The sequence below is a fragment of the Pseudoalteromonas sp. MIP2626 genome (assembly GCF_013414205.1).
GTDB classification, from domain to species: Bacteria; Pseudomonadota; Gammaproteobacteria; order Enterobacterales; family Alteromonadaceae; genus Pseudoalteromonas; species Pseudoalteromonas nigrifaciens.
In genome coordinates this window covers 1-21,886 of sequence record NZ_JAATTW010000028.1, presented here as the reverse complement: position 1 = coordinate 21,886, position 21,886 = coordinate 1, and the positions used below count along the sequence as shown (strand labels likewise).

The window sequence follows — 21,886 nt, the reverse complement described above, 5'->3', positions numbered from 1 at the left end:
ACTTTAACTACGCCTTCTGCTTAAATAACCTTGGAATAAATAAATAACTTTATGATGTAAACGGAGATTAAATGACAGATATAAGAGCTGAACTACGTGAGTATTTACTGGGGTGGTTTGGCCAATATTTACCCGCTAACCCTCTTTTATGGTACGACATTTTAGTACTTTGCTGGCTCGCCATTTTTGCCATAATTTTACATTTAATTATCAGAAACTCAGCTAAGCACTTTCTTAAAGGTCGCTTTAGCGAAAGAATTGTTCAGCCTGATGCAAAAACTCCCGCCGAGTTAGCATTTAAACTTGCAAAACATATCTCTTTTGTAATTCAAGGTGCGGTTGTCGTTATTCAAGCTAGGCTTTGGATCCCCGAAGGGAGTAGCTTTTTACATATTATTGAAATGGTTACCGACCAATGGATCATTCTCTTCTCTTTACTATCACTGTTTTCGTTGCTCGATATTTTTCAGGTTATTTCTGATAGGCGCGCAGTCAGAGCCCACTTCCCGATACGAGGGTTATTACAAACCATTAAGTTAATTGCCAGTGTATTAACCGGTATTTTAGCTGTGTCGTTATTAATGAATAAATCACCATTAATTTTATTAAGTGGTTTAGGTGCGTTATCAGCCGTTATGCTGTTGGTGTTTAAGGATGCTATTTTAGGTTTAGTGGCAGGTATTCAGCTCTCTGCTAATAATATGTTAGCGGTAGGTGATTGGCTAGAAATGCCCAAGTATGGCGCTGATGGCGATGTAATTGACATTGCACTTACCACGGTAAAGGTAAGAAACTGGGATAAAACCATCACTACAATACCTACGTATGCGCTTATTTCTGATTCATTCAAAAACTGGCGCGGCATGTCGGAATCGGGCGGTCGTAGAATAAAACGTAGTATTCATTTAGAAATGAACAGTGTGCGCTTTTTAAATGAACAAGAGCTCACTGAGCTTAGAAAAGCAAATTTACTAACCAAATATATAGATACCACAATATCATCTATTAGCGCCGAAAACGCTAGCAAAGATATGAGTTGCCTACTTAATGGCCGCCGCTTAACTAACGTCGGTACCTTTAGGCATTATTTAATAGAACTGTTAAAACAACACCCTAAAATCCATCAAAATATGACCCTAATGGTAAGGCAATTAGAGCCAACTAATAAAGGCTTACCTATCGAGATTTACACCTTTACCAACACCACAGTGTGGGCAGAGTACGAAGGTATTCAAGCTGATATTTTTGACCATATACTGGCTATTTTACCGGTGTTTTACCTTAAAGCACATGAGTCGCCAACAGGTAACGATGTGCGATCTTTGTCGATAGGTAAGCTCTAAAATTACGGCTTACTTTATCGTTAGCTCCTATATTAGCGAGTAACACTATAAAACGAGTGTTGCTCGCTAAAATTTATTCACACTTCAAATTACTTTTAATTGCTCCAGTATCCAGCGATGAATTGGGCTTTCACTGGTACGTGGATGCCATGCAGCTATTACTTTAAAAGGCGGCGGCAATGCTTCCACGGTTAGCTCTTGTACTTTATTGTTTGGTAGTAATCGCGCTGGGTAAAACGCGATCATATCGGTTGTATGAAGAATGTTTGGTACTGCCGAAAAGCTAGGTACCGACATAACAATATTGCGTTTAAGGCCCTTTGCTGCAAACCACTGATCGTGAGAACCACGTAAATTGGCACGCGAAGGTGATACCACTAGCTGCGGATAAGCTGCAATTTGTGCCAGTGTTAACGGCTCATTTGTTAGCTTGTTGCCACAACCTGTAACGCATAAATGCTGCTCTTCAAGCAAAGTAACATAAGCTAAGTTATCTGGAATAAATTCAGGAAAACTAATCAGTAAATCAAGCTCGCCCGCCGTAATTAGCTGGTTAACATTATCTGAGGCAAAGTCGCGCACTATTAGTTTTAATCCGGGGGCTTCTCGCCTAGTTATATTAAAAAGCTGCGGTAACAAGGCTTGAGTTGCGTAGTCTGTCGCGCTAATAGTAAATACACCTTTGTATGTTTGCGGTGTAAATACATCGGGCTCTAACAGCATTTCAAGTTGCTTTAAAATATGGCTAATAGGTTGCTGCATAGATAACGCTTTAGGCGTTGGCACCATGCTATTTCCTTGGCGAATAAACAAACGATCGTCAAATAAGTCACGTAGTTTACGCAGTTGCTCGCTAATTGCTTGCTGGGTTAAGCCCATTTTACGTGCAACCTGCGACAAGCTTTTTAAATCAAGCAAGGCATTTAGTACCCTGAGCTGTTTAATATCGAGCCGGTTAATACCATTCATAATTGTATCTAAAACAATAAAGTGTTGTTTCAAATTGTACCCTTAAAGCTCTACGCTTACCAACATTGCTTAAACAGCTAAGCATCAACATACTTTACCTTGTTAATTACGAGGTAATAAGCCACTAAGTTTGCTTTAAGAGAGAGTTTTAATGAATCAATCTATTTCTGATACCAGCTCGTTATTTTCATCTGTAGAACTTGGCCCTTATACACTTAAAAACCGTATAGTAATGCCACCACTTACACGTTCTCGTAGCACCCAACCAGGTAATATTCCTAACGACTTAATGGCAACCTATTATGCGCAGCGTGCCAGCGCTGGTTTTATGGTTACCGAAGGCACGCAAATAGAGCCAAGAGGTCAAGGCTATGCATGGACTCCTGGTATACATTCTGCGGCGCAAATTGAAGGTTGGAAAAAAGTAACTCAAGCTGTGCATGCTAAAGGGGGCATTATATTTGCTCAACTGTGGCATGTTGGCCGTGTATCGCACACCAGTTTGCAACCTAATGAAGCCAAGCCAATAGCTCCTTCAGCAATTACAGCTGACAACGTTAAGGTGTTTATTGAAACCGGCCCAGGCCAAGGTGCTTTAAGTGAACCAAGTACACCGCGCGCTTTAAGTACTGATGAAGTGAGCGAGTTAGTTAATATGTATGCGCAAGCAGCAAAAAATGCATTAGAAGCCGGCTTTGACGGCGTTGAACTACATTGTGCTAACGGTTATTTAGTTAATCAATTTATTTCAGAGCACACTAATGTGCGTGACGATCAATACGGCGGATCACTTACTAATCGTCTGCGTTTTTTAAAAGAAATTGTTGCTGCTGTGAGCGCGGTTGTAGGCGCTGATCGCTTAGGCGTTCGCTTTGCACCACTTTTTAGCAGCACAGATGAAACCCGCGTTTATTTGGGTTTGGTCGAGTCTGATCCACAAAATACCTACATAGAAGCGATTAAGGTACTTGAACAAGCAGGTATTGCTTACTTATCGATTGCTGAAGCCGATTGGGATAACGCACCCGATTTACCAGAGCAGTTTTATAAAGCAGCTAGGGCGCAGTTCTCTGGTCGAATTATATATGCGGGAAAATACACGGTAGATAAAGCACTGCGTATTTTAAATAACGGCTACGGTGACTTGTTTGCTTTTGGCCGCCCTTTTATTGCGAACCCCGATTTACCTGAGCGTATTAAACAACAATGGCCTTTAAATGAAGCTGATGCAGCCACTATGTATGGCGGCACAGAGATTGGTTATAGTGATTATCCATACTATAAAAACATTTAATTTAAGCAGGCCACGGAAGGCCTAATATTAAAATTGAACTTGTTAAGTGCACATATTATCACTCCACCCTTAACATTAGAGGGTTACTTTTTAGCAGCCTGTTTGATATTTAAGCAGTCCTTTCCTATTTATAAATAATAACTCAGCATAAATGTTAAACATACGCAGCCACCACATGAGCCGAAACATAACTTACTGTAAACATTTAAAATAAACTGCCTCGAATCATAATTGCTGTAATTTTATATCCCTGTAATAAATACAAAACCTAATTACGCCTATTATTTTAGTTACTCCTTAATAACCTTAAACCGATTTTTATTTTAATAACCATATAAAGCGCTTGCATCAGCTACAAAAACTAATCATAAAATACGATTTTACAATCTTAAACCCATGTTAAAGTAGCAAATATTTTTTATATCAATACAATAACGCTTTTATTTTTAGATATAAGTCTTTGGAGTATTGGTTGTTCAAATTAAAAGGGATTAAATCTACTTTTTTAAGTCTTATAATTGTTTTGGGCTTGTTTTCATTACTCATTCAATTTCAAGCTCAGTGGCAAGATAAACTAATAATTATTAATTACTTAGTGTACCCGTTACTAATTATAACGGCTATTTTTGCAACTCAATTTAACCGAAGTCGCGTTGCCATTTTATGTTTATTTTGGACGCTCTATTTATTATCAATAAACTATAACTTACTTTGGTCTAAGTGGTTAACAGCAAATGTCGAGTGGGTAGTTTTATGTGGTGCAAGCTTATTAATGCTATTAGCTTTGATAAAAGATCGTGCAATTATTTCGGTACACACTATAACTCGACTTATATTTATTCTTTTGTGTGGCGTAATTACATTTCTATGGTTGAAAATAAGCCAAAATATCGATGGTTTTTTGCCAAAAACCAAATTCTGGTTACAGCTACAACCTTATATTGCAGTTACTTTACCTTTATCTTTAATAGGCCTATTACTTGTTTGGCGAAGTTTACGTAATAATAGCTTAACGTTAACAGCACTATTAATTACTCTTATTGTCTGGTGTTTAAATCAGCTAAATTTCATAGCACTTCCTTGGTCGTTAATAGCCGTAGCCATGTGTTCATTGTATTTATTAGCAGTAAGCACTGATTCATATTATTTAGCCTATAGAGATGACTTGACCAGTTTGCCTACACGCCGTGCGCTTAACCAACTGGCCTTGTCGCTAGGTAGAAAATATACAGTTGCCATGCTAGATATTGATCACTTTAAAAAATTTAATGACACATATGGCCATGATATTGGTGATCAAGTTTTAAAGCTTGTCGCTGCTAAAATGAGTGAAGTAAAAGGTGGGGGGAAAATTTATCGTTATGGCGGTGAGGAGTTTACTGTTGTATTCCCCAGAAAAACAGCATCACAATCAATCCCTGAGCTTGAGATATTGCGACAAAATATTGCAACCTACGATATGGTGATTAGAAACCCAAAGCGGACTGATAAAACAGCTAGAAAAAACAAAAAATCTGATGAATATAAAACGGTCAATGTAGCAGTTTCAATTGGCGTAGCTCAACGAGAACCTAAGGAGAGCTTTGATCAAGCTTTAAAAAATGCTGATTTAGCTTTATACAGAGCCAAGAAAAAAGGTCGTAATAACGTTAGTCAGTAACAGTGAATTTTAGAGCTAAATAAACCTAGCTCTAAATATATTTAGAAGAGCATAGTTTTCAATATATTTATTAGCCTTTTTAAGCTAAATTAATAACTACTAATACCGTTTGAGTATGTTATGTTTTTGTGTTCATTTAACAAACAAACCGCAGGCCACTGTGTTATATTTTTGCTGCTAACAAGTATGAGTAGCTGCGGTAAAAATGACAATACACCAGCAACTTCCCTCAGCCAAGCAGAGCCTGCAATTTCCCCTATTACTACCGGTAACTGGTATAAACCCGCATTAGGGAGCAGCTGGCAGTGGCAGCTAACTGGCACAATAAATACTAACTATAATGTTAATATTTACGACATAGACCTATTCGACTCTTCAGAACAGTTAATACAAACATTACAAGCCCAAGGCAAGCGGGTTATTTGCTATTTTTCAGCGGGTTCTTATGAATCGTGGCGAAGTGATAAAAGCCAATTTTTAATCAACGAATTAGGTAACTCTTTAGCCAATTGGCAAGGAGAGCGTTGGTTAGATATTCGATCTCCTAATGTGCAAGCAATAATGGCTAGTCGGCTAGATTTAGCCGTACAAAAAGGATGTGACGGCGTAGAGCCCGATAACGTTGACGGCTATATGAATAATTCAGGCTTTAATTTAACTGCAAACGATCAACTTGTGTTTACTCGCTTTATAGCAAATCAGGCGCATACTCGTGGCTTGGCGGTTGGCTTAAAAAACAATCTTCATCAGGTAAATGAGCTGCATAATTATTTTGATTTTGCAGTAAACGAGCAATGCTATGAGTATCAAGAGTGCGAATTACTCACCCCTTTTATAAATAGCAATAAAGCTGTTTTTCATGTTGAATATAATAGTAAGTATAGTAAAAGCAGCACTGAGCTTAACAATATGTGTGATGATGCTATTAATAGGCAATTTAGTTCACTGGTTTTGCCAATAAACCTAGATGACGAATTTAGGATTAGCTGTTTGTAAAAGTCTTGTTTACTTACCTTTATTTTATAAAGCTAAGCATCTTGATCTTTACTCATAAGATCTACCATTCTTTTTCTGAGCTCTTGCTCATTAATATCTTCTTTATGAGTACCAATGGTCCATACGTGGCCAAAAGGATCTTGCAGCGTACCTGCTCTATCACCATAAAACTGATCATGAACGGGGCGTATTTCTTTCGCTCCTAACGCAATGGTTTTTGCAAATACCGTATCTACATCATCAACATATAACATTATGCTTACGGGTGTACCGCCTAGCTCTGTAGGGCTTTTAAAGTGAGCATCTGGGCACATATCTGAAATCATAATATGTGAATTACCAATTTTAATTTCTGCATGAGCAATGCCGCCTTCAGGCATAGGCATTTGCATAACTAGCTGCGCATCAAAAGCTGCACAATAAAAATCAATTGCTTGTTGTGCGCCATTTATAATTAAATAAGGCGTTATTGAATGATACCCTTTTGGAATAGCTGATACCGCCATGGTGTGCTCCTCGTTATATGTTCTCCTTAAAGGTTAGTCTAAATTGGCAGGTAATATAAAATAAACACGTGTTTATTTATAAATATTAACAGCATTTATTTGCAAAATTATTAGTAAATTTTGCTAGTATCTACCCCTTAATAATATTTACTGATACGCTGCATATTTAAACAAAAGGATTAACATGAAAAAGCAAGCAACACTTTTTATAGCCACGGCGTTACTGCACTCGCGGGTTGTTCAACCTCAGTACCAATTAAAAACTTTGAACAAAACCTTATTCCACAAACATCGAAAATAATTAATAACACAGCAGATGTTGAAACAGGTATTTTAAAAGCCTGCATTCAACTAGGTTGGCAGTGTGCTCCTGTTAGTGAAGGTAAAATAAAGGGAATTCTTAATATTCGTACTCATCAATTAATCGTTAATATTAATTATGACAAAACAGCCTATTCTATCAATTACCAAGATTCGACTAACCTTAATTACAACGGTAGTAAAATACATCGTCAGTATATTAATTGGGTAACTAATTTAATGCGCCATATTGATGCAGAAATGATTTAAACATTTATATTTGTTTTACTAATACAAAAAAGGAATTGTTATGAGTCACTTAACTATACCAAGTCACTGGAAAATAAAACGCTCCACTCACTTTTTTACTAAAGACAACATTCCAAAAGCGTTACTTACTCACCACAACACAGCCGAAGGTGTGTTTGGCCAAATTTGCGTTATGCAAGGCACGGTTACCTTTTACGGATTTGCAAATGAAGAAGCCACAGAGCCTGAGCAAACCATTGTAATTAACGCGGGGCAATTTGCTACCAGCCCACCACAATATTGGCATAAAGTAGAGCTAAGCGACGACGCGCAATTTAATATCAACTTTTGGGCCGAAGCCGATACAGGCAATAAAGCCCTATTTAAAAGTTCACGTATTCATAGCAAACCTATTTTAGATTAATACCAATAACTAATTTACGTACAAACAAAAAAGCACCTAACATTTAGTTAAGTGCTTTAATAAATAACGGTGCAATTAATGCCAAATGCACTGCATATTAGCCTTGTTTATGTTTGATCATATCAATCCAATCTTGCGCCCAATTGTCTTTAGAGCACACTTGCGCTATTGATGTTAACCCGTTATATGCCATGAAAATTAATGGAATCTAATTCAATACAACCTTTTCAGTAGCCTTTCTGCAGCAAGGCAAATTTATCAATGTTAAAAATAGCTAGATTGTTACGAAACACTTGATTTAAAAGACTCTCATTGTGTTAACTTCCATGTTCCAGTAAAATAAGAACGCTTTATTATGAAGTAGTAGAGTACAAGATATTCATATCATCAAGCTTTATATTTAGGCTGATAGTAGATTAAAGTTTAAAAATAGATCGCTAAGGATTTCAATGAAGTTTCTAATTACTGGTGGTGCGGGTTTTATTGGTTCCGCCGTCATACGTCATATCATTAATAACACTGATAATAGTGTTATTAATCTAGACAAACTTACTTACGCCGGGAATTTAGAAAACTTACTAAGCATTAGTAATAATGACCGATATACTTTTGAGCAAGCAGATATATGCGATCGAAGTAGGCTGGAGCAAATATTTAAACAGCATAAGCCCGATATAATTATGCATTTGGCAGCCGAAAGTCACGTGGATCGGTCAATCGACGGTCCTTCTGAATTCATTCAAACTAATATCGTAGGTACATACACTTTGCTAGAAGTAGCTCGTGCATACTGGAATGAATTAGATAATGGACGCAAGCAAGCTTTTCGCTTTCATCACATAAGTACCGACGAGGTTTTTGGTGATCTACCTCATCCAAGTGACAGCACAAACGCATTAGAACATCTATTTACAGAAAACACTTCTTACGAACCAAGTAGCCCTTACTCCGCTAGCAAAGCTAGTTCTGATCATTTAGTAAGGGCATGGTTGCGTACGTATGGCTTTCCTACACTTATCACTAACTGCTCCAATAATTATGGCCCTTATCATTTCCCAGAAAAGCTTATCCCACTGGTTATTCTTAATGCTTTAGAGGGCAAAGACTTACCAATTTATGGTCAGGGCGACCAAATACGTGACTGGCTTTATGTGGAAGATCACGCTCACGCATTATACAAAGTAGCAACAAAAGGTAAAGTTGGAGAAACTTATAATATAGGCGGACACAACGAAAAAACTAATTTGCAAGTAGTCCAAACTATATGTGAAATTCTTAATGAATTAGCACCAAACTCTTCAGATCTCGTTTCTTATGCATCACTTATAACTCATGTAACAGATAGACCAGGCCACGATCGTCGCTATGCTATAGATGCAACTAAAATAGGTAAAGAACTTAACTGGAAGCCAGCAGAAACCTTTGAATCTGGTATTCGTAAAACTGTACTTTGGTATTTAAACAACCAGCAATGGTGCCAACGAGTACTGAATGGTAATTATAGACGTGACCGATTAGGAGTGAAAATATGAGTCATCACACGAAAGGAATTGTGTTAGCAGGTGGGAGTGGGACGCGCTTATATCCAATTACCAAAGGCGTTTCAAAACAACTGCTTCCTATTTATGATAAGCCAATGATTTATTATCCTTTATCAGTACTAATGCTTGCAGGTATTCGTGACATTTTGTTAATTAGTACCCCACAGGATATTGCTAGCTATGAACGTTTATTAGGTGATGGCAGTGAGTTAGGTATTAGGCTTTCTTACGCTGAACAGGCAAACCCAGATGGATTAGCGCAAGCCTTTATTATCGCCGAAGAGTTTATTGGCGAAAGTAATGTTTGCTTAGTTTTGGGCGATAACATTTTTTATGGGCAAGGTTTCGGTCCTATGCTCCGCAAAGCAGCATCAAAAGTGACAGGCTCAAGTATATTTGGTTATCAAGTAAAGGATCCTGAGCGCTTTGGTGTCGTTGAGTTTGATAAAAATAAACGCGTCTTATCAATTGAAGAAAAACCATTTAAGCCAAAATCTCACTATGCTATTACTGGTTTATATTTTTATGACAATAGCGTTATTAATATAGCCAAACAAGTTAAGCCCTCCATTCGAGGTGAATTAGAAATAACTAGTATTAACCAAGAGTATCTAAAACGTGGGGACTTGAATGTAGAGCTATTAGGACGCGGTTTTGCGTGGTTAGATACAGGCACCCATGAAAGCTTATTAGAAGCAGGTATGTTTGTAGAAACTATTGAAAAGCGCCAAGGCTATAAGATTGCCTGCTTGGAAGAGATTGCATATAATAATGGTTGGCTTTCAAGTAAAGACCTGCAACGTATCGGTAACCTATTAAGCAAAAATAGTTACGGCCAATATCTATTAGACTTAATTGAAGGTTAGATAATATATATGATCCCTGTTACTAAATCATACCTCCCAAATAAAACGAAGTATAAAGCATATATTGATCGTATCTATGACAGTGGCTGGTTAACAAATAATGGTAGCCTTCTGAAGGAGCTGGAACAACGCTTAAAAGAGTATTTAGGCGTGAAACACATTATTTTAGTTGCTAATGGTTCCCTTGCGCTACAATTAGCATATAAAAGTTTGGAGTTAAAAGGGGAGGTAATTACAACTCCCTTCAGCTTTGCTGCCACTACCAGCACTTTAGTCTGGGAGGGATTAAAGCCTATTTTTGCTGATATTGATCCAAACTCTTTCAATATTGACACTAACCTTATTGAAAAAAACATAACCCCTGAAACTAGTGCGATTGTACCTGTACATGTATTTGGTAATCCGTGCAATGTGGAAAAAATTCAAGAAATAGCGCAAAAGCATAACCTTAAAGTTATTTACGATGCAGCACATGCTTTTGGAACAGAGTACAAGGGACAGAGTGTTTTAAACTATGGTGATATAAGCACATTAAGCTTTCATGCGACTAAATTGTTTCATACTATTGAGGGCGGTGCAGTAATTACAAATAATGATGAACTAGCCCAAAAAATAAGATTATTAATGAACTTTGGTATAGTCAGCCCTGTGAAAGTAAATTCACTTGGAACTAATGCCAAAATGAATGAGTTTGAAGCAGCTATGGGTTTATGTGTGCTTGATGAAATAGATCTAGTAAAATCTGAAAGAGCTAAAATATGGCAGAAGTATTTATCAGAATTACCATATGACCGACTCTCATTCCAACAATGGAATGACGACAGCTTTAACAATCACGCGTATGCTCCCGTATTATTTAACTCAGAAATAGAGCTTTTAAACACGGAGATAAAATTAAAAGAAAATGGAATATTTCCAAGACGTTACTTCTATCCAAGCTTAGATACTCTTGAATACCTAAAGTCTGACAGGATATGTGTGATCTCTAGAAGTATAGCAAGTAGGATTTTATGTTTACCTATATACCCTGGCCTAAGTGCCGAAAACAGAAATAAAATAATAAATATTATAGAGGCTTCTTAATATGGCATATTTAACAAGAGATGAAATTCTAGCAATGGGCTTCAAGTATGTGGGAGAAAACACTTTACTATCTGATAAAGCTTCTTATTATAACTGTAAAAATATTGTAATAGGCAGTAATAGTCGAATAGATGATTTTGCTGTACTCTCCGCCGGTGATGGAGGAATTATAATTGAAGATCATGTGCATATAGCTGTTTACTCATCTTTAATAGGTGCAAAAAGAATAAAATTGAAAAGTTTTAGTGGGATATCTTCCCATGTTTCAATTTATAGTAGTAGTGATGACTACAGTGGCAATTATATGACTAACCCAACTGTACCTAGTGAGTTTACAAATGTTTTTCATGGAGATGTTACGATTGGACAACATGTAATCGTAGGTTCTGGGAGCATCATTTTGCCTAATACGACGCTGGAAGATGGAGTTGCTATTGGTGCTCTCAGCTTGGTAAACAAGTCCTGTGAAGGCTTTTATATTTATTCGGGCACCCCTGTAAAAAAAATAAAACAGAGAAGCCAAAACCTCCTTAAGCTTGAAGAAAAGCTTATTGAGCAAAAAAAATAAATTTTTACTAAGCGTTTACTGCTTTAAATTAGATTTTAATCCGCGTGGCAAATATCTATTAAATAATGAGTTAAATAAAAATGAGTACAGAAGTTAAAGTATCGGTTTGTATATTCACATTCAATCAAGAAAAATATATCCGTGAATGTCTTGAAAGTATCGTTGAGCAAAAGACTAATTTTAATTTTGAAGTAATCGTTCATGATGATGCATCAACAGATAAAACAGCAGAGATTATTCGTGAATTTCAAAAGACATATCCCGATTTAATATTCCCAATATTTCAAGAAAAAAATCTGTATTCTATTAATATGCATAAACCTTTTATTTCTGGGTGGAAAGCAGCAAAAGGAAAGTATATCGCAATATGTGAAGGCGATGATTATTGGATCGACGAGTATAAATTACAAAAACAGTATGATCTAATTAATCAGTCAGACCATGATTTTTGTTTTACAAATGCATATAAAGAGTCAACTTCAGGAAAAAGAAAAGTTTACTTTAAAAAACGTAATCAGACCAATACCTATTCTTTATCTGAAATTATAAGAATCGGTGGCGGCGGCATGGCTACTGCTTCAATCTTAATAAAATCAGATATATTGAAAAACTTACCAGAATGGTTTTATCAAGCTCCCGTGGGTGATTATTTTATTCAAATACTTGGAAGCTGTAAGAATGGTGCTTTATATATTGATGACATAACCTCTGTTTATCGTACTGGTGTTGAAGGCTCTTGGTCTGGTGTTCGTAAAAATATGACAGAATCTGAAATTAAAAATGAAGCATATGCATATCTTACTGTATTTAACCAATTGCGTAATAATACAATAAGTCATGAAGACGCTAACTTTGCAATAGCGAGAGAGCTATATATAGCAACTCAACTATGTCTTAAACTAAAATACACTAAACTTGCGAAAGAACTTATTGAATTATCTTGGTCATATTATAAATTTATAACTTTCAGGCATGCTGTTTATAATTTCACACAGTTTTTATGGTAATAGGACAAGCTCCTCTAAACACACCTCGTTTACAAAATACTTGCAATCCCTTATAACCAAATATTAGCAATGCATAACAATTTCTTCTAAGTCATAGCGAAAGTGTATTTTCTTAAATAGGTTTAAAGCGTTAAAGTGCGCCGCTAAATCACAGCTAATGAAGAGGATATTATGTCGCTTGCTGTACTATTAATGCTGGCATTGTTTGTTGGTCTGTTATTCGCGATTTATCTTTTTTCGCAAAAAAGTAAAACGTTATCACGCACCGTTTTATTTGGCTTAGTGCTGGGCAGTGTTTTTGGTTTGGTTTTACAATTTTTATTTGCTGAACAACCCCAAGTTATTAACCATGTTTTAAGTTGGGTTGCCGTTGTTGGTAAAGGCTATGTTGGGCTATTAAAAATGGTCATTATGCCTTTGGTATTAGTGTTTATGATTGCCGCGGTAGTCAAACTTGAAAACCAAGGCTCTTTAGGTAAGATTTCTTTTGTAAGTATTTCTATTTTACTGGTTACCACAGCTCTTGCTGCATTGGTTGGTATTGCCGTTACTTATGGCTTTAACTTAAGCGTAGAAGGATTAGTGGCCGGCACTCGTGAAGCGGCACAAATGACTACTTTAGAGAGTAAAGCGGCTAATGTTGCTAACTTAAATGTGCCACAAATGTTGCTTAGCTTTATTCCAGAAAACCCATTTGCCGATTTAGGTAATACACGTTCAACCTCTATTATTGCCGTGGTTATTTTTGGCGTGTTAATAGGCATTGCAGCACGTAAAGTAATGCTAGAGCGCAGCGAACTTACAGCGCCTATTCGTACCGGTGTAAACGCTTTACAAGCCACGGTAATGAGCTTAGTTAAAATGGTTATAGCTTTAACACCTTACGGTGTTGCAGGGTTAATGGCGAATGTAGTCGCAAACTCTAGTGGTAACGACATTCTTAATTTATTGGCGTTTATTATCGCCTCTTATGTCGCTATTTTATTAATGTTTGTTGTACACGGCATACTGTTAAGCCTAGTTGGGGTTAGTCCAAAGCATTATTTTACTAAAATTTGGCCAGTAATGACCTTTGCTTTTAGTTCGCGCAGTTCTGCGGCGTCAATTCCAATGAACATAGATACACAAGTAAACCAACTAAAAGTTCCACCAGCTATTGCTAATTTATCAGCCTCTTTTGGTGCTACGATTGGTCAAAACGGCTGTGCAGGAATTTACCCTGCAATGCTAGCAATGATGGTTGCACCTAGTGTGGGAATAGACCCGATGACTTTTGAGTTTATTCTACCCTTAATAGGTATTGTAGTGATTAGCTCTTTTGGTATTGCCGGTGTAGGCGGCGGCGCAACTTTTGCTGCACTAGTGGTATTACCAACAATGGGATTGCCCATAGAAATTGTTGCGCTACTTATATCAATAGAACCATTAATTGATATGGCGCGTACTGCGCTCAATGTGTCGGGCTCTATTACTTCTGGTGTGATCACTAGTAAAATAATGAAAACGCCACAGCAAGACTAATTAATAATTAAGCCCAGCTTTGCTGGGCTTTTTATACTGCGCTACTATTATATACCCCCGCAAAACAGCCCTTAATCAACCACTTCCCAGCTCAATTAGCACGCTCAAAACCCTATCCGCAAGCATTATAGCTATGTAAACATATGTAAAGCTTTGTGCAATTACAGCCGCTATCAGTTGCTATTCAGTTTCAGGCTCTAATATCGGTTATGTATAAAAAACATAAGCGAGACATCACTATGAAAAAAATAACTGTGAAACCTATAGCTGTGAAACTAGCAACTACAAAGCTAAACACTATTAACTTAACTGTTTTGTTAGCGGTATTTTTAGCACTTACTATGCTCTCAAGTAACGCCTTTGCAAACTCGCAAAATGTACACAACAAACACCATAAACCAGGTAAAGTGATACGTCATATTCCTAGTAATAGCGTATCGGTACGTTTTAATGGTGCGGTATTTAATACCCATAATGGCACTTACTATCGTAAACACAGCAGAGGCTATCGAGAAGTTATGCCACCAAGAGGATTACATATTAGATCACTGCCCAAATACCACTCACGTTTAAGGCATCGCAATAACACTTATTATACCTATCAAAATGTATATTATATTGCCGAAAATAACGGCTACACAGTAGTAGATACGCCTAAAATACAGGTTAACCGAGCAATTAAAGTAAACAACACCAGCAGCTATAAGCTTGGGCAGTTTTACGACTCGCTACCAACGGCAGCAAAGCCCGTAACTATTAGTTCGGTGCAGTACTTTAAATATGATGACATTTATTTTTTACCGCAAATTAGTGATGATGTAATTAAATATCTCGCAGTTAAACTCAATTAATACTGCCTCTATCTGTCGCAAATAAAAACATAAATAAGGGCATAGCATTTTATCTTGCTATCAAGCTACTTCGCTCCTATAGTCAGCAGATTATAGGCCTTTATTTTGAACAAACTTGTTATGAAAACTAGCACTCCAGCTCGTGATTTTGGTGAACTATTAGGTTACGCACCTGGTAATGTTGCTGTTTACTCGTCAGACTATGACTCTGCCGACGAAAGCATTTACCCTAACCGCAGTGCCTATCGCAGTTATTTAGATGGCATTTATATGGGTTATAAATGGCAGTGCGTTGAATTTGCTAGGCGCTGGATGTATCTCAATCATGGTTATATTTTTGATGACATAGCCATGGCTTACGATATTTTTGAGCTACGCTCAGTACGTGAAGTTAACAGCCAAAATAGACTTCCCTTACAAGCATTTAAAAATGGCGCAAAGCATCACCCTCAAGTTGGTAGTTTACTTATTTGGGAAGAAGGTGGTGAGTTTGAAGAAACCGGCCATGTTGCCATAGTAGTAGAAGTTCACCCTGATAAAATTCGTCTTGCTGAGCAAAATGTTGGCCATCAAACATGGCCACAAGGTCAAAATTGGTGCCGCGAGCTTAAAGCTAAAATAACCAAAGATGGCGACTATTGGATTGAATGCTCTTATAACGATGCAACTATTTTAGGCTGGATGACCCAAACTGATCAAATTGAACACGCAGAACCTACCACTGAAATAAACACCGATTTATTTACAATAAAATCTAATTATATTGCCGATACAGGCCAAGCTGCAAAGTCATGGTTAAATATTGCTAATGATGACGAAGCCGCCTATGTAGACATGATGCAAGGCCACAAGCTTACCTCCAATGCAGAGGATCAACATAGCTACTTTACTATTTCACACACAGCCCAACAAGCCATTGAGCACGCCACTAATGAGCTGCATGGCTTATTTATGCATGCCACCGATTATGTGTTACAGCACCCTGAGCTATTAAAAAAGTTTAATTTACCTGAAGTAGTACTCAATAAAATTCGTCAATCGTGGGATAACCGCTTAAATCAATTGATCACCAGTCGCTTTGACTTTGCACTAACCCCCGCAGGCTTAAAAGTGTATGAATACAACTGCGACTCCGCTTCGTGTTATATGGAAAGCGGTAAAGTTCAGGGTAAGTGGGCAAAGCACTTTGGGGTTAAAACGGGTATTGATGCAGGGCAAGATTTATTTAAAGACTTAGTAAAAGCATGGCGAAAAAGTGAAGTAAAAGGTTTAGTTCATATTCTTCAAGATGACGACCCAGAAGAGCATTACCATGCTTTATTTATGAAAGAAACAATTGCGGCAGCAGGCTTTGAGTGCAAAATTATTATTGGTTTAAGTACTCTGTCTTGGGACGACTTTGGCAATATAATTGATGCCGATGGCAATAAACTTAATTACGTATGGAAAACCTGGTCGTGGGAAACAGCACTTGAGCAAATTCGTGATGAATGCGAGGCTGATCAAGCTCAAAATCATAATTTTGAGCCGCAATGGCAAGCAGGCGCAACCCCGCGGTTGGCTGATGTATTATTGCGTAAAAATGTCATGGTTTTTGAACCATTATGGACACTGATCCCCAGTAATAAAGCAATCTTACCTGTGCTGTGGAGTTTATTTCCTAATCATAAATATTTGCTCAATACCGCGTTTGAGCTCAGTGATGAATTATTACAAACCGGCTATGTAGTAAAACCCATTGTTGGCCGCTGTGGAGCAAATATTCAACTAGTCGATCAGCAACAACAAACCATTGAGGAAACCGCCGGACACTTTGCATCCCAAGAGCAAATATATCAGCAATTATTTGCACTACCAAAAGTAGACGATTACTTTGTACAAATATGCAGCTTTACCACAGCAGGTAAATATTCTGGTGCGGGTGTGCGAGTTGATAAAAGCATGATTATTAATGGCCATAGTGACTGTATGGCGCTGCGAATTGAGTAACTCGTAAAATTAATAAGCAGCACTTTGTAGGGCTTAGTTGCAGGACTTAGCAATTAAATATAATAACTAAGCCCATTAACTATGATATTTATTACACTGTGCATAATTTACAAAAAAGTGCACAGTTTTCAAATATGTAATACTTAACATCACTCTCCCCCTCAAATAAAAACTCTATCTAATTGTATATAAACAACTTTATTTTAATTTACTTCTCGGCATGGCGATTGCTTTAAATAAAGTAAAGTATGTTCATATAGTAATTAATGGGCAAAATAATTAAGTAGGAGAAATTATGAGTAATAGTAACAAAACAGCTAAATTTACCGCTCCAGGTATGAGTAACGATTCAGCAGAAAAAACTATCGCTACGCTCGACAACCGTATGGTTGCGCTAATTGACTTACAACTTACCCTTAAACATATTCACTGGAACGTGGTTGGCCCTAATTTTATTGGCGTGCATGAAATGCTAGACCCACAAGTTGCGGTTGTACGTGAAATGACAGACACCATCGCAGAGCGCATTGCAACGCTAGGTGGCGTACCTGTTGGTACGCCAAAATCAATTGTTGATCGCCGTACATGGGATGAGTACTCAATTGGTAAAGCCCTTGTTACCGAACACTTAAGTGCACTCGATAATGTGTATAGCGGTATTAATAGCGATCATCGTAAAGCCATAGATACGCTTGCTGATCTTGATCCGGTTTCTGAGGACATGATCACCAGCCAACTAGCCGAGCTAGAGCAATTTCAATGGTTTATTCGTGCTCACCTTGAATCATCAACAGGTGAACTACAAAAGTAGATCCACTGTTATAACTGGCATAAATAACTAAATATTTATTGTTAGTTAATAATTTAAAATTAAAAAAGCCCGCATTATTTAATAATGCGGGCTTTTTAAGTGCTAATAGCTTAATAAAATAATAACCTACTAAGCTAATTACACGCCTATGTAGCTAAATATCTGCATTTTGCTCTTAAAAAGTTACCCCCAAGTAGCCACTAAATAATGGCACGCTCAGCAAACAAATTAAAAATAAAACCAAATTCCTCCCGATTAAACCCTCGTACATCTGCATTTAAATTTTATACTATTAATACCAGCCAATACTTTATTGATACCAGCAAAAAAACAGGTTAACCAATTTTATTTTAAACTTAAAGTAAAAAACAACAAAGCCATTACCAGCAAGTGATTTATATTTCTTATTTTAAATAAACGCTTCACATCCCTCTGTAAGTAAACTTCTTTTTATCGCCTTGGCACTAATTAGCACTTTTTTATCTAAAGTAATGAGTTTTTTATAGGTTAAAACCCCAAACCTCCCAAACAAGTGAGGTTAAATTTACCGTATTTTTAAAAATTATAATTAATAAATAGCAATAACAAACCTATATACCAACATTAAATTAAACTTTTTAACTGCGATTACAAAATAAATTAAAAACATAACTTGTTAAATTTGTTAAATATTAAACAAAAAAAACAACCGCAATTGTAATACCAAATTCACATTACTGGTAAACAAAGCTTGAAATTAAAACTTAATTGGACTAATTTTAACCACACTTTAAGTATTACCAAAAAAAAGCAAAGCACCTAAAAATTGGTAGACCAAAACACATCATCAACACACAATTACCCAAACGGGAGAGATACATGAAGCTTAATCGAATTACTTCCTCACTAATCAATAAACAACATAAAAGTAATCCTGCACTTATTAGCGCGGCCGCACTTATTTTAATGACATCATCTACTTTAGCTGCACAAGAGTCTGAAAACACCTCAGCTACAGCAGATAAAAACATAGAGGTTATTGAAGTAAAAGGAATTCTTAACAGTATGAAAGCCGCTGCAATGCTTAAACGTACTGACGGTCGTATTGTTGATGCTGTTGTTGCAGAAGACATTGGTAAATTACCAGACAATAACATTGCCGAAGCCCTGCAACGTATTACTGGCGTATCTATTAATTCTGACTTTGGTGTGGGTGATAGTGTTTCGATTCGTGGTTTACCGCAAAACCGGGTTGAATTAAATGGTCGCTCTACTATTGGCGATTCTCGTGATGGCATTAGCCTTCAAGATTTTCCATCAAGTTTCTTAAAAACGGTAGAAGTTGTTAAGTCGCCAACTGCCGATATGATTGAAGGTGCGCTTGGTGGTACGGTTAGTTTAAGAACAGTGCGCCCATTAGAATTAGATAAACTAACAGCAGCTATGTCGTTAGATGCAGAATACGCAGATAAAACCGAAAACGTAGCGCCAATATTTAGTGGATCTGTTGGTAATAATTGGGACTTTGATGAAATGGGTACGTTTGGCGCTATTGTCATGGTTTCATATCAAGATCGTGAAATTCGCCAAGACGAAACGTCTAGCCGCGTAAAGCCTCAAGACATATTAATTAACGGTCAAGAAGGAAATACAGCAAGCGGTAACGCCATCGTCAGAGATGAGCACAGTATTGAGCAATATGTAGAAAAACGTGAACGTACTGCTGTAAATTTATCACTTCAGTGGGCACCACAGTCGGGTAATGGCATGATGTACCTTGATTTAAGTGGCACTAAGCGCTCTGGTGAGCAAGCTGGTAACTCTATTTTAGGTGTAGCAGGTTCACTATCAACAGATGCAAACACCACACAAGACGCTAACGGCGTAAATAACTATACGTTAACTAACGAATTTGGCATTCCTAAAACATACAGTGACTTTCGTGATACTGACTCGTTTTCAAATGCACTTGGTGCAGAATGGAACCTTACCGATAGCATCAAAATTTCTGGTGAAGTTGCTGTTGCATCGTCAAAAAGCATAAGACCTGACTCAGAATTTACATTACGTCCAATCGAAAAATCGACGTTTGAAGCCAGTGGCGGTGTTGATTTAGTAAATAATTTATATGATGGCGCATTTTCACAAGACGGTAATCGCTTACCAAGCATTATACATTCAGATCCAACTGCATTTACTAATCCACAAAATTTAGCATTAAGAACATTCAAAAGCGAAGATAGAAAAACCAATAATGATGAAACAGCGGTTCGTTTTGATATTGAAATGTTTGAGCCGCTAAGCAGTGCAAACTGGATCTCTAAAGTAAAAGCAGGTGTTCGTGCTACTAAACGCGATTATGAATATGAACAATACAAAGTAGAAATTAAAGATATTTATAAAAATGCTATTAACGACTCAGATGGGTCATTAGCAACTTTATGGGCCGATGATTATAACGCCCTATTCCCTGGCAGCTTTACAACTATGAGCCACGATAACTCTTTTAATCAACTAGGTCATTCTGGTCAAAACGATCTTTTAACATTCCTTACTTATAACGGTTTATCTAACCCAAGTAATACGTATGCTCAATTACAGCAACTATTAGCAGGCACTAATTTAGCGTCTACTGGGAGCTTACACGACAACCAAGAGTTTCAAGAAAGCGCATACAAAAATGTAGTTGAAGACACAGCTGCAATTTATATATCGGCTTATTTAGATTTTGATAGCGTTACAGCCATTGTGGGCGCTCGTTATGTAACAACAGATCTTGAGTCAAGTGTTTATCAAAACGGTGTGAAAGTGACGGGTGAAAATGATTACACCGACTTTTTACCTAGCTTAAACGTAACATATAACTATTCAGACGAAACACTATTTCGCTTTGCTGCAGCAAAAGTTATGCGCAGAGCCGACTTTAGTGAGCTAAGCCCTGCATTTGACGTAAATAACGACAGAACCGGTGCAACTCAAGGAGCTATTGATTTAGAACCATACCGCGCAACCCAATACGACTTATCTGTAGAGCATTACTTTGACGAAGGTAACGTATTGTCTTTTGCACTATTTTATAAAGATGTTAAGTCATTTTTAAGCAACGAAAGTACGTGTGTTGCCTCATCAACTACCGCTGCACTGCAAAACGTAACACAGTGGAACCAAGTATGTCAGCTTGATACTGCCGGCGTATCTCAAGATAATATGGTTTACTCTGATGCAACTAACTACCCAGTAGATGCAGATGGCTTTAACCATGTTGCGGGCCTTAGAGATGCAGGGCTTACCGGCATCGATACCGTTAAAAACATTAACGGTGAAAATGGCTCGGTTCAAGGTTTTGAAGTAGGTTACCAGCAGTTCTTTACAAGCCTGCCGGGTGCGTTTTCTGGTTTAGGTATTAATGCAAACTACACCTACGCAGACAGCGAACAGCCAAACGGCAACCCACTATTAGACATTTCTGAAAATACATATAACTTACAAGTATTTTGGGAATACGAAGGCTTCTCTACTCGCCTTGCTTATAACTACCGTGACGGCTTTTTAAGTACTGAAAACGAAAAACGCGTAGAAAATATTAACTCAACTGGCGGCATTTCAGAAGACGGCACTGTTTATGGTAATAACTACCGCGATGACAGAGGCCAGTTAGACTTTTCTGCAAGTTGGGACATTAACGAAAACGTTACCCTAGTAGGTAACGCAACAAACTTAACCGGTGAACCTTCAATCTACCTCTCTGAACTAGGTGGTGCTTGGAAGTACACTGAGGCGGATCGCCGTTATAGCTTAGGCATTCGCGCTAAATTTTAATTTTCCCTGGAAACTAAAGCCTGCTTTTATGCATAACACCACTCGTTTAAGAACGAGTGGTGTTTTTTCGTTTATACCTAACCGGATATTTTTGTGTCTTTGCGAGCACC

17 protein-coding genes are annotated in these 21,886 nt (G+C 37.4%); 15 read left to right on the top strand and 2 right to left on the bottom strand.

All coding sequences use genetic code 11. The annotated features are described in order from the left end of the window. Positions 1–71 precede the first annotated feature (71 nt). Positions 72–1,343: a mechanosensitive ion channel domain-containing protein gene (locus HC000_RS12085; RefSeq protein WP_179807774.1), complete on the top strand. Its 1,272-nt coding sequence runs from the start codon at positions 72–74 to the stop codon at positions 1,341–1,343. 84 nt (positions 1,344–1,427) lie between these two features. Here the strand turns inward: HC000_RS12085 and HC000_RS12080 are convergent, their stop codons facing one another. Beyond that, the gene (locus HC000_RS12080) at positions 1,428–2,345 is read right to left on the bottom strand and encodes a LysR family transcriptional regulator (RefSeq protein WP_011329095.1); all 918 of its coding nucleotides are present in this window, start codon (positions 2,343–2,345) and stop codon (positions 1,428–1,430) included. Between the two features lie 118 nt (positions 2,346–2,463). Here HC000_RS12080 and HC000_RS12075 point away from each other — a divergent pair, with 118 nt between their 5' ends. The 3 genes from HC000_RS12075 (at position 2,464) to HC000_RS12065 (ending at position 6,262) form a co-directional block, all read left to right on the top strand. Next, positions 2,464–3,606 (top strand): alkene reductase, encoded by a 1,143-nt coding sequence (locus HC000_RS12075; protein WP_179807773.1) that lies wholly within the window; start codon positions 2,464–2,466, stop codon positions 3,604–3,606. A 472-nt stretch (positions 3,607–4,078) separates the two neighbouring features. Continuing rightward, entirely contained in the window at positions 4,079–5,266 is a 1,188-nt protein-coding gene (locus HC000_RS12070; RefSeq protein WP_257025512.1) for a GGDEF domain-containing protein, read from the top strand. A 120-nt stretch (positions 5,267–5,386) separates the two neighbouring features. Then, positions 5,387–6,262, top strand: a complete 876-nt coding sequence (locus HC000_RS12065; RefSeq protein ID WP_179807771.1) for an endo alpha-1,4 polygalactosaminidase — start codon at positions 5,387–5,389, stop codon at positions 6,260–6,262. A gap of 32 nt (positions 6,263–6,294) precedes the next feature. On the opposite strand, the gene HC000_RS12060 is transcribed toward HC000_RS12065, so the two are convergent. Beyond that, positions 6,295–6,768 carry a VOC family protein gene (locus HC000_RS12060; RefSeq protein ID WP_179807770.1) on the bottom strand — a complete coding sequence of 158 codons (474 nt, stop codon included), beginning with the start codon at positions 6,766–6,768 and terminating at the stop codon, positions 6,295–6,297. A 610-nt stretch (positions 6,769–7,378) separates the two neighbouring features. Here HC000_RS12060 and HC000_RS12055 point away from each other — a divergent pair. The 11 genes from HC000_RS12055 (at position 7,379) to HC000_RS12005 (ending at position 21,776) form a co-directional block, all read left to right on the top strand. Beyond that, entirely contained in the window at positions 7,379–7,741 is a 363-nt protein-coding gene (locus HC000_RS12055; protein ID WP_179807769.1) for a DUF1971 domain-containing protein, read from the top strand. A 449-nt stretch (positions 7,742–8,190) separates the two neighbouring features. Continuing rightward, on the top strand, positions 8,191–9,273 hold the full coding sequence (gene rfbB, locus HC000_RS12050; protein ID WP_179807768.1) for a dTDP-glucose 4,6-dehydratase: 1,083 nt from the start codon (positions 8,191–8,193) through the stop codon (positions 9,271–9,273). Next, positions 9,270–10,148 (top strand): glucose-1-phosphate thymidylyltransferase RfbA, encoded by an 879-nt coding sequence (rfbA, locus tag HC000_RS12045; protein WP_179807767.1) that lies wholly within the window; start codon positions 9,270–9,272, stop codon positions 10,146–10,148. Before rfbB ends, rfbA begins: the two co-directional genes overlap by 4 nt. 9 nt (positions 10,149–10,157) lie before the next feature. Beyond that, positions 10,158–11,231, top strand: coding sequence for a DegT/DnrJ/EryC1/StrS family aminotransferase (locus HC000_RS12040; protein ID WP_179807766.1), 1,074 nt, complete (start codon positions 10,158–10,160; stop codon positions 11,229–11,231). A 1-nt stretch (position 11,232) separates the two neighbouring features. Beyond that, positions 11,233–11,799 (top strand): acyltransferase, encoded by a 567-nt coding sequence (locus HC000_RS12035; protein WP_179807765.1) that lies wholly within the window; start codon positions 11,233–11,235, stop codon positions 11,797–11,799. Between the two features lie 80 nt (positions 11,800–11,879). After that, complete coding sequence (locus HC000_RS12030; protein ID WP_179807764.1) at positions 11,880–12,806, top strand: glycosyltransferase; 927 nt, start codon at positions 11,880–11,882, stop codon at positions 12,804–12,806. A 171-nt stretch (positions 12,807–12,977) separates the two neighbouring features. Next, on the top strand, positions 12,978–14,327 hold the full coding sequence (locus HC000_RS12025) for a cation:dicarboxylase symporter family transporter (protein WP_179807763.1): 1,350 nt from the start codon (positions 12,978–12,980) through the stop codon (positions 14,325–14,327). 239 nt (positions 14,328–14,566) lie between these two features. Further along, a complete protein-coding gene (locus HC000_RS12020; protein WP_179807762.1) occupies positions 14,567–15,178 on the top strand; it encodes a DUF6515 family protein in 612 nt (203 codons plus the stop codon). Positions 15,179–15,298: 120 nt separating this feature from the next. Continuing rightward, positions 15,299–17,167 carry a bifunctional glutathionylspermidine amidase/synthase gene (gene gss / locus HC000_RS12015; RefSeq protein WP_179807789.1) on the top strand — a complete coding sequence of 623 codons (1,869 nt, stop codon included), beginning with the start codon at positions 15,299–15,301 and terminating at the stop codon, positions 17,165–17,167. A 295-nt stretch (positions 17,168–17,462) separates the two neighbouring features. Continuing rightward, positions 17,463–17,978 carry a DNA starvation/stationary phase protection protein Dps gene (gene dps, locus HC000_RS12010; RefSeq protein WP_058374077.1) on the top strand — a complete coding sequence of 172 codons (516 nt, stop codon included), beginning with the start codon at positions 17,463–17,465 and terminating at the stop codon, positions 17,976–17,978. A gap of 858 nt (positions 17,979–18,836) precedes the next feature. Beyond that, positions 18,837–21,776 carry a TonB-dependent receptor gene (locus HC000_RS12005; RefSeq protein WP_179807761.1) on the top strand — a complete coding sequence of 980 codons (2,940 nt, stop codon included), beginning with the start codon at positions 18,837–18,839 and terminating at the stop codon, positions 21,774–21,776. Positions 21,777–21,886 lie beyond the last annotated feature (110 nt).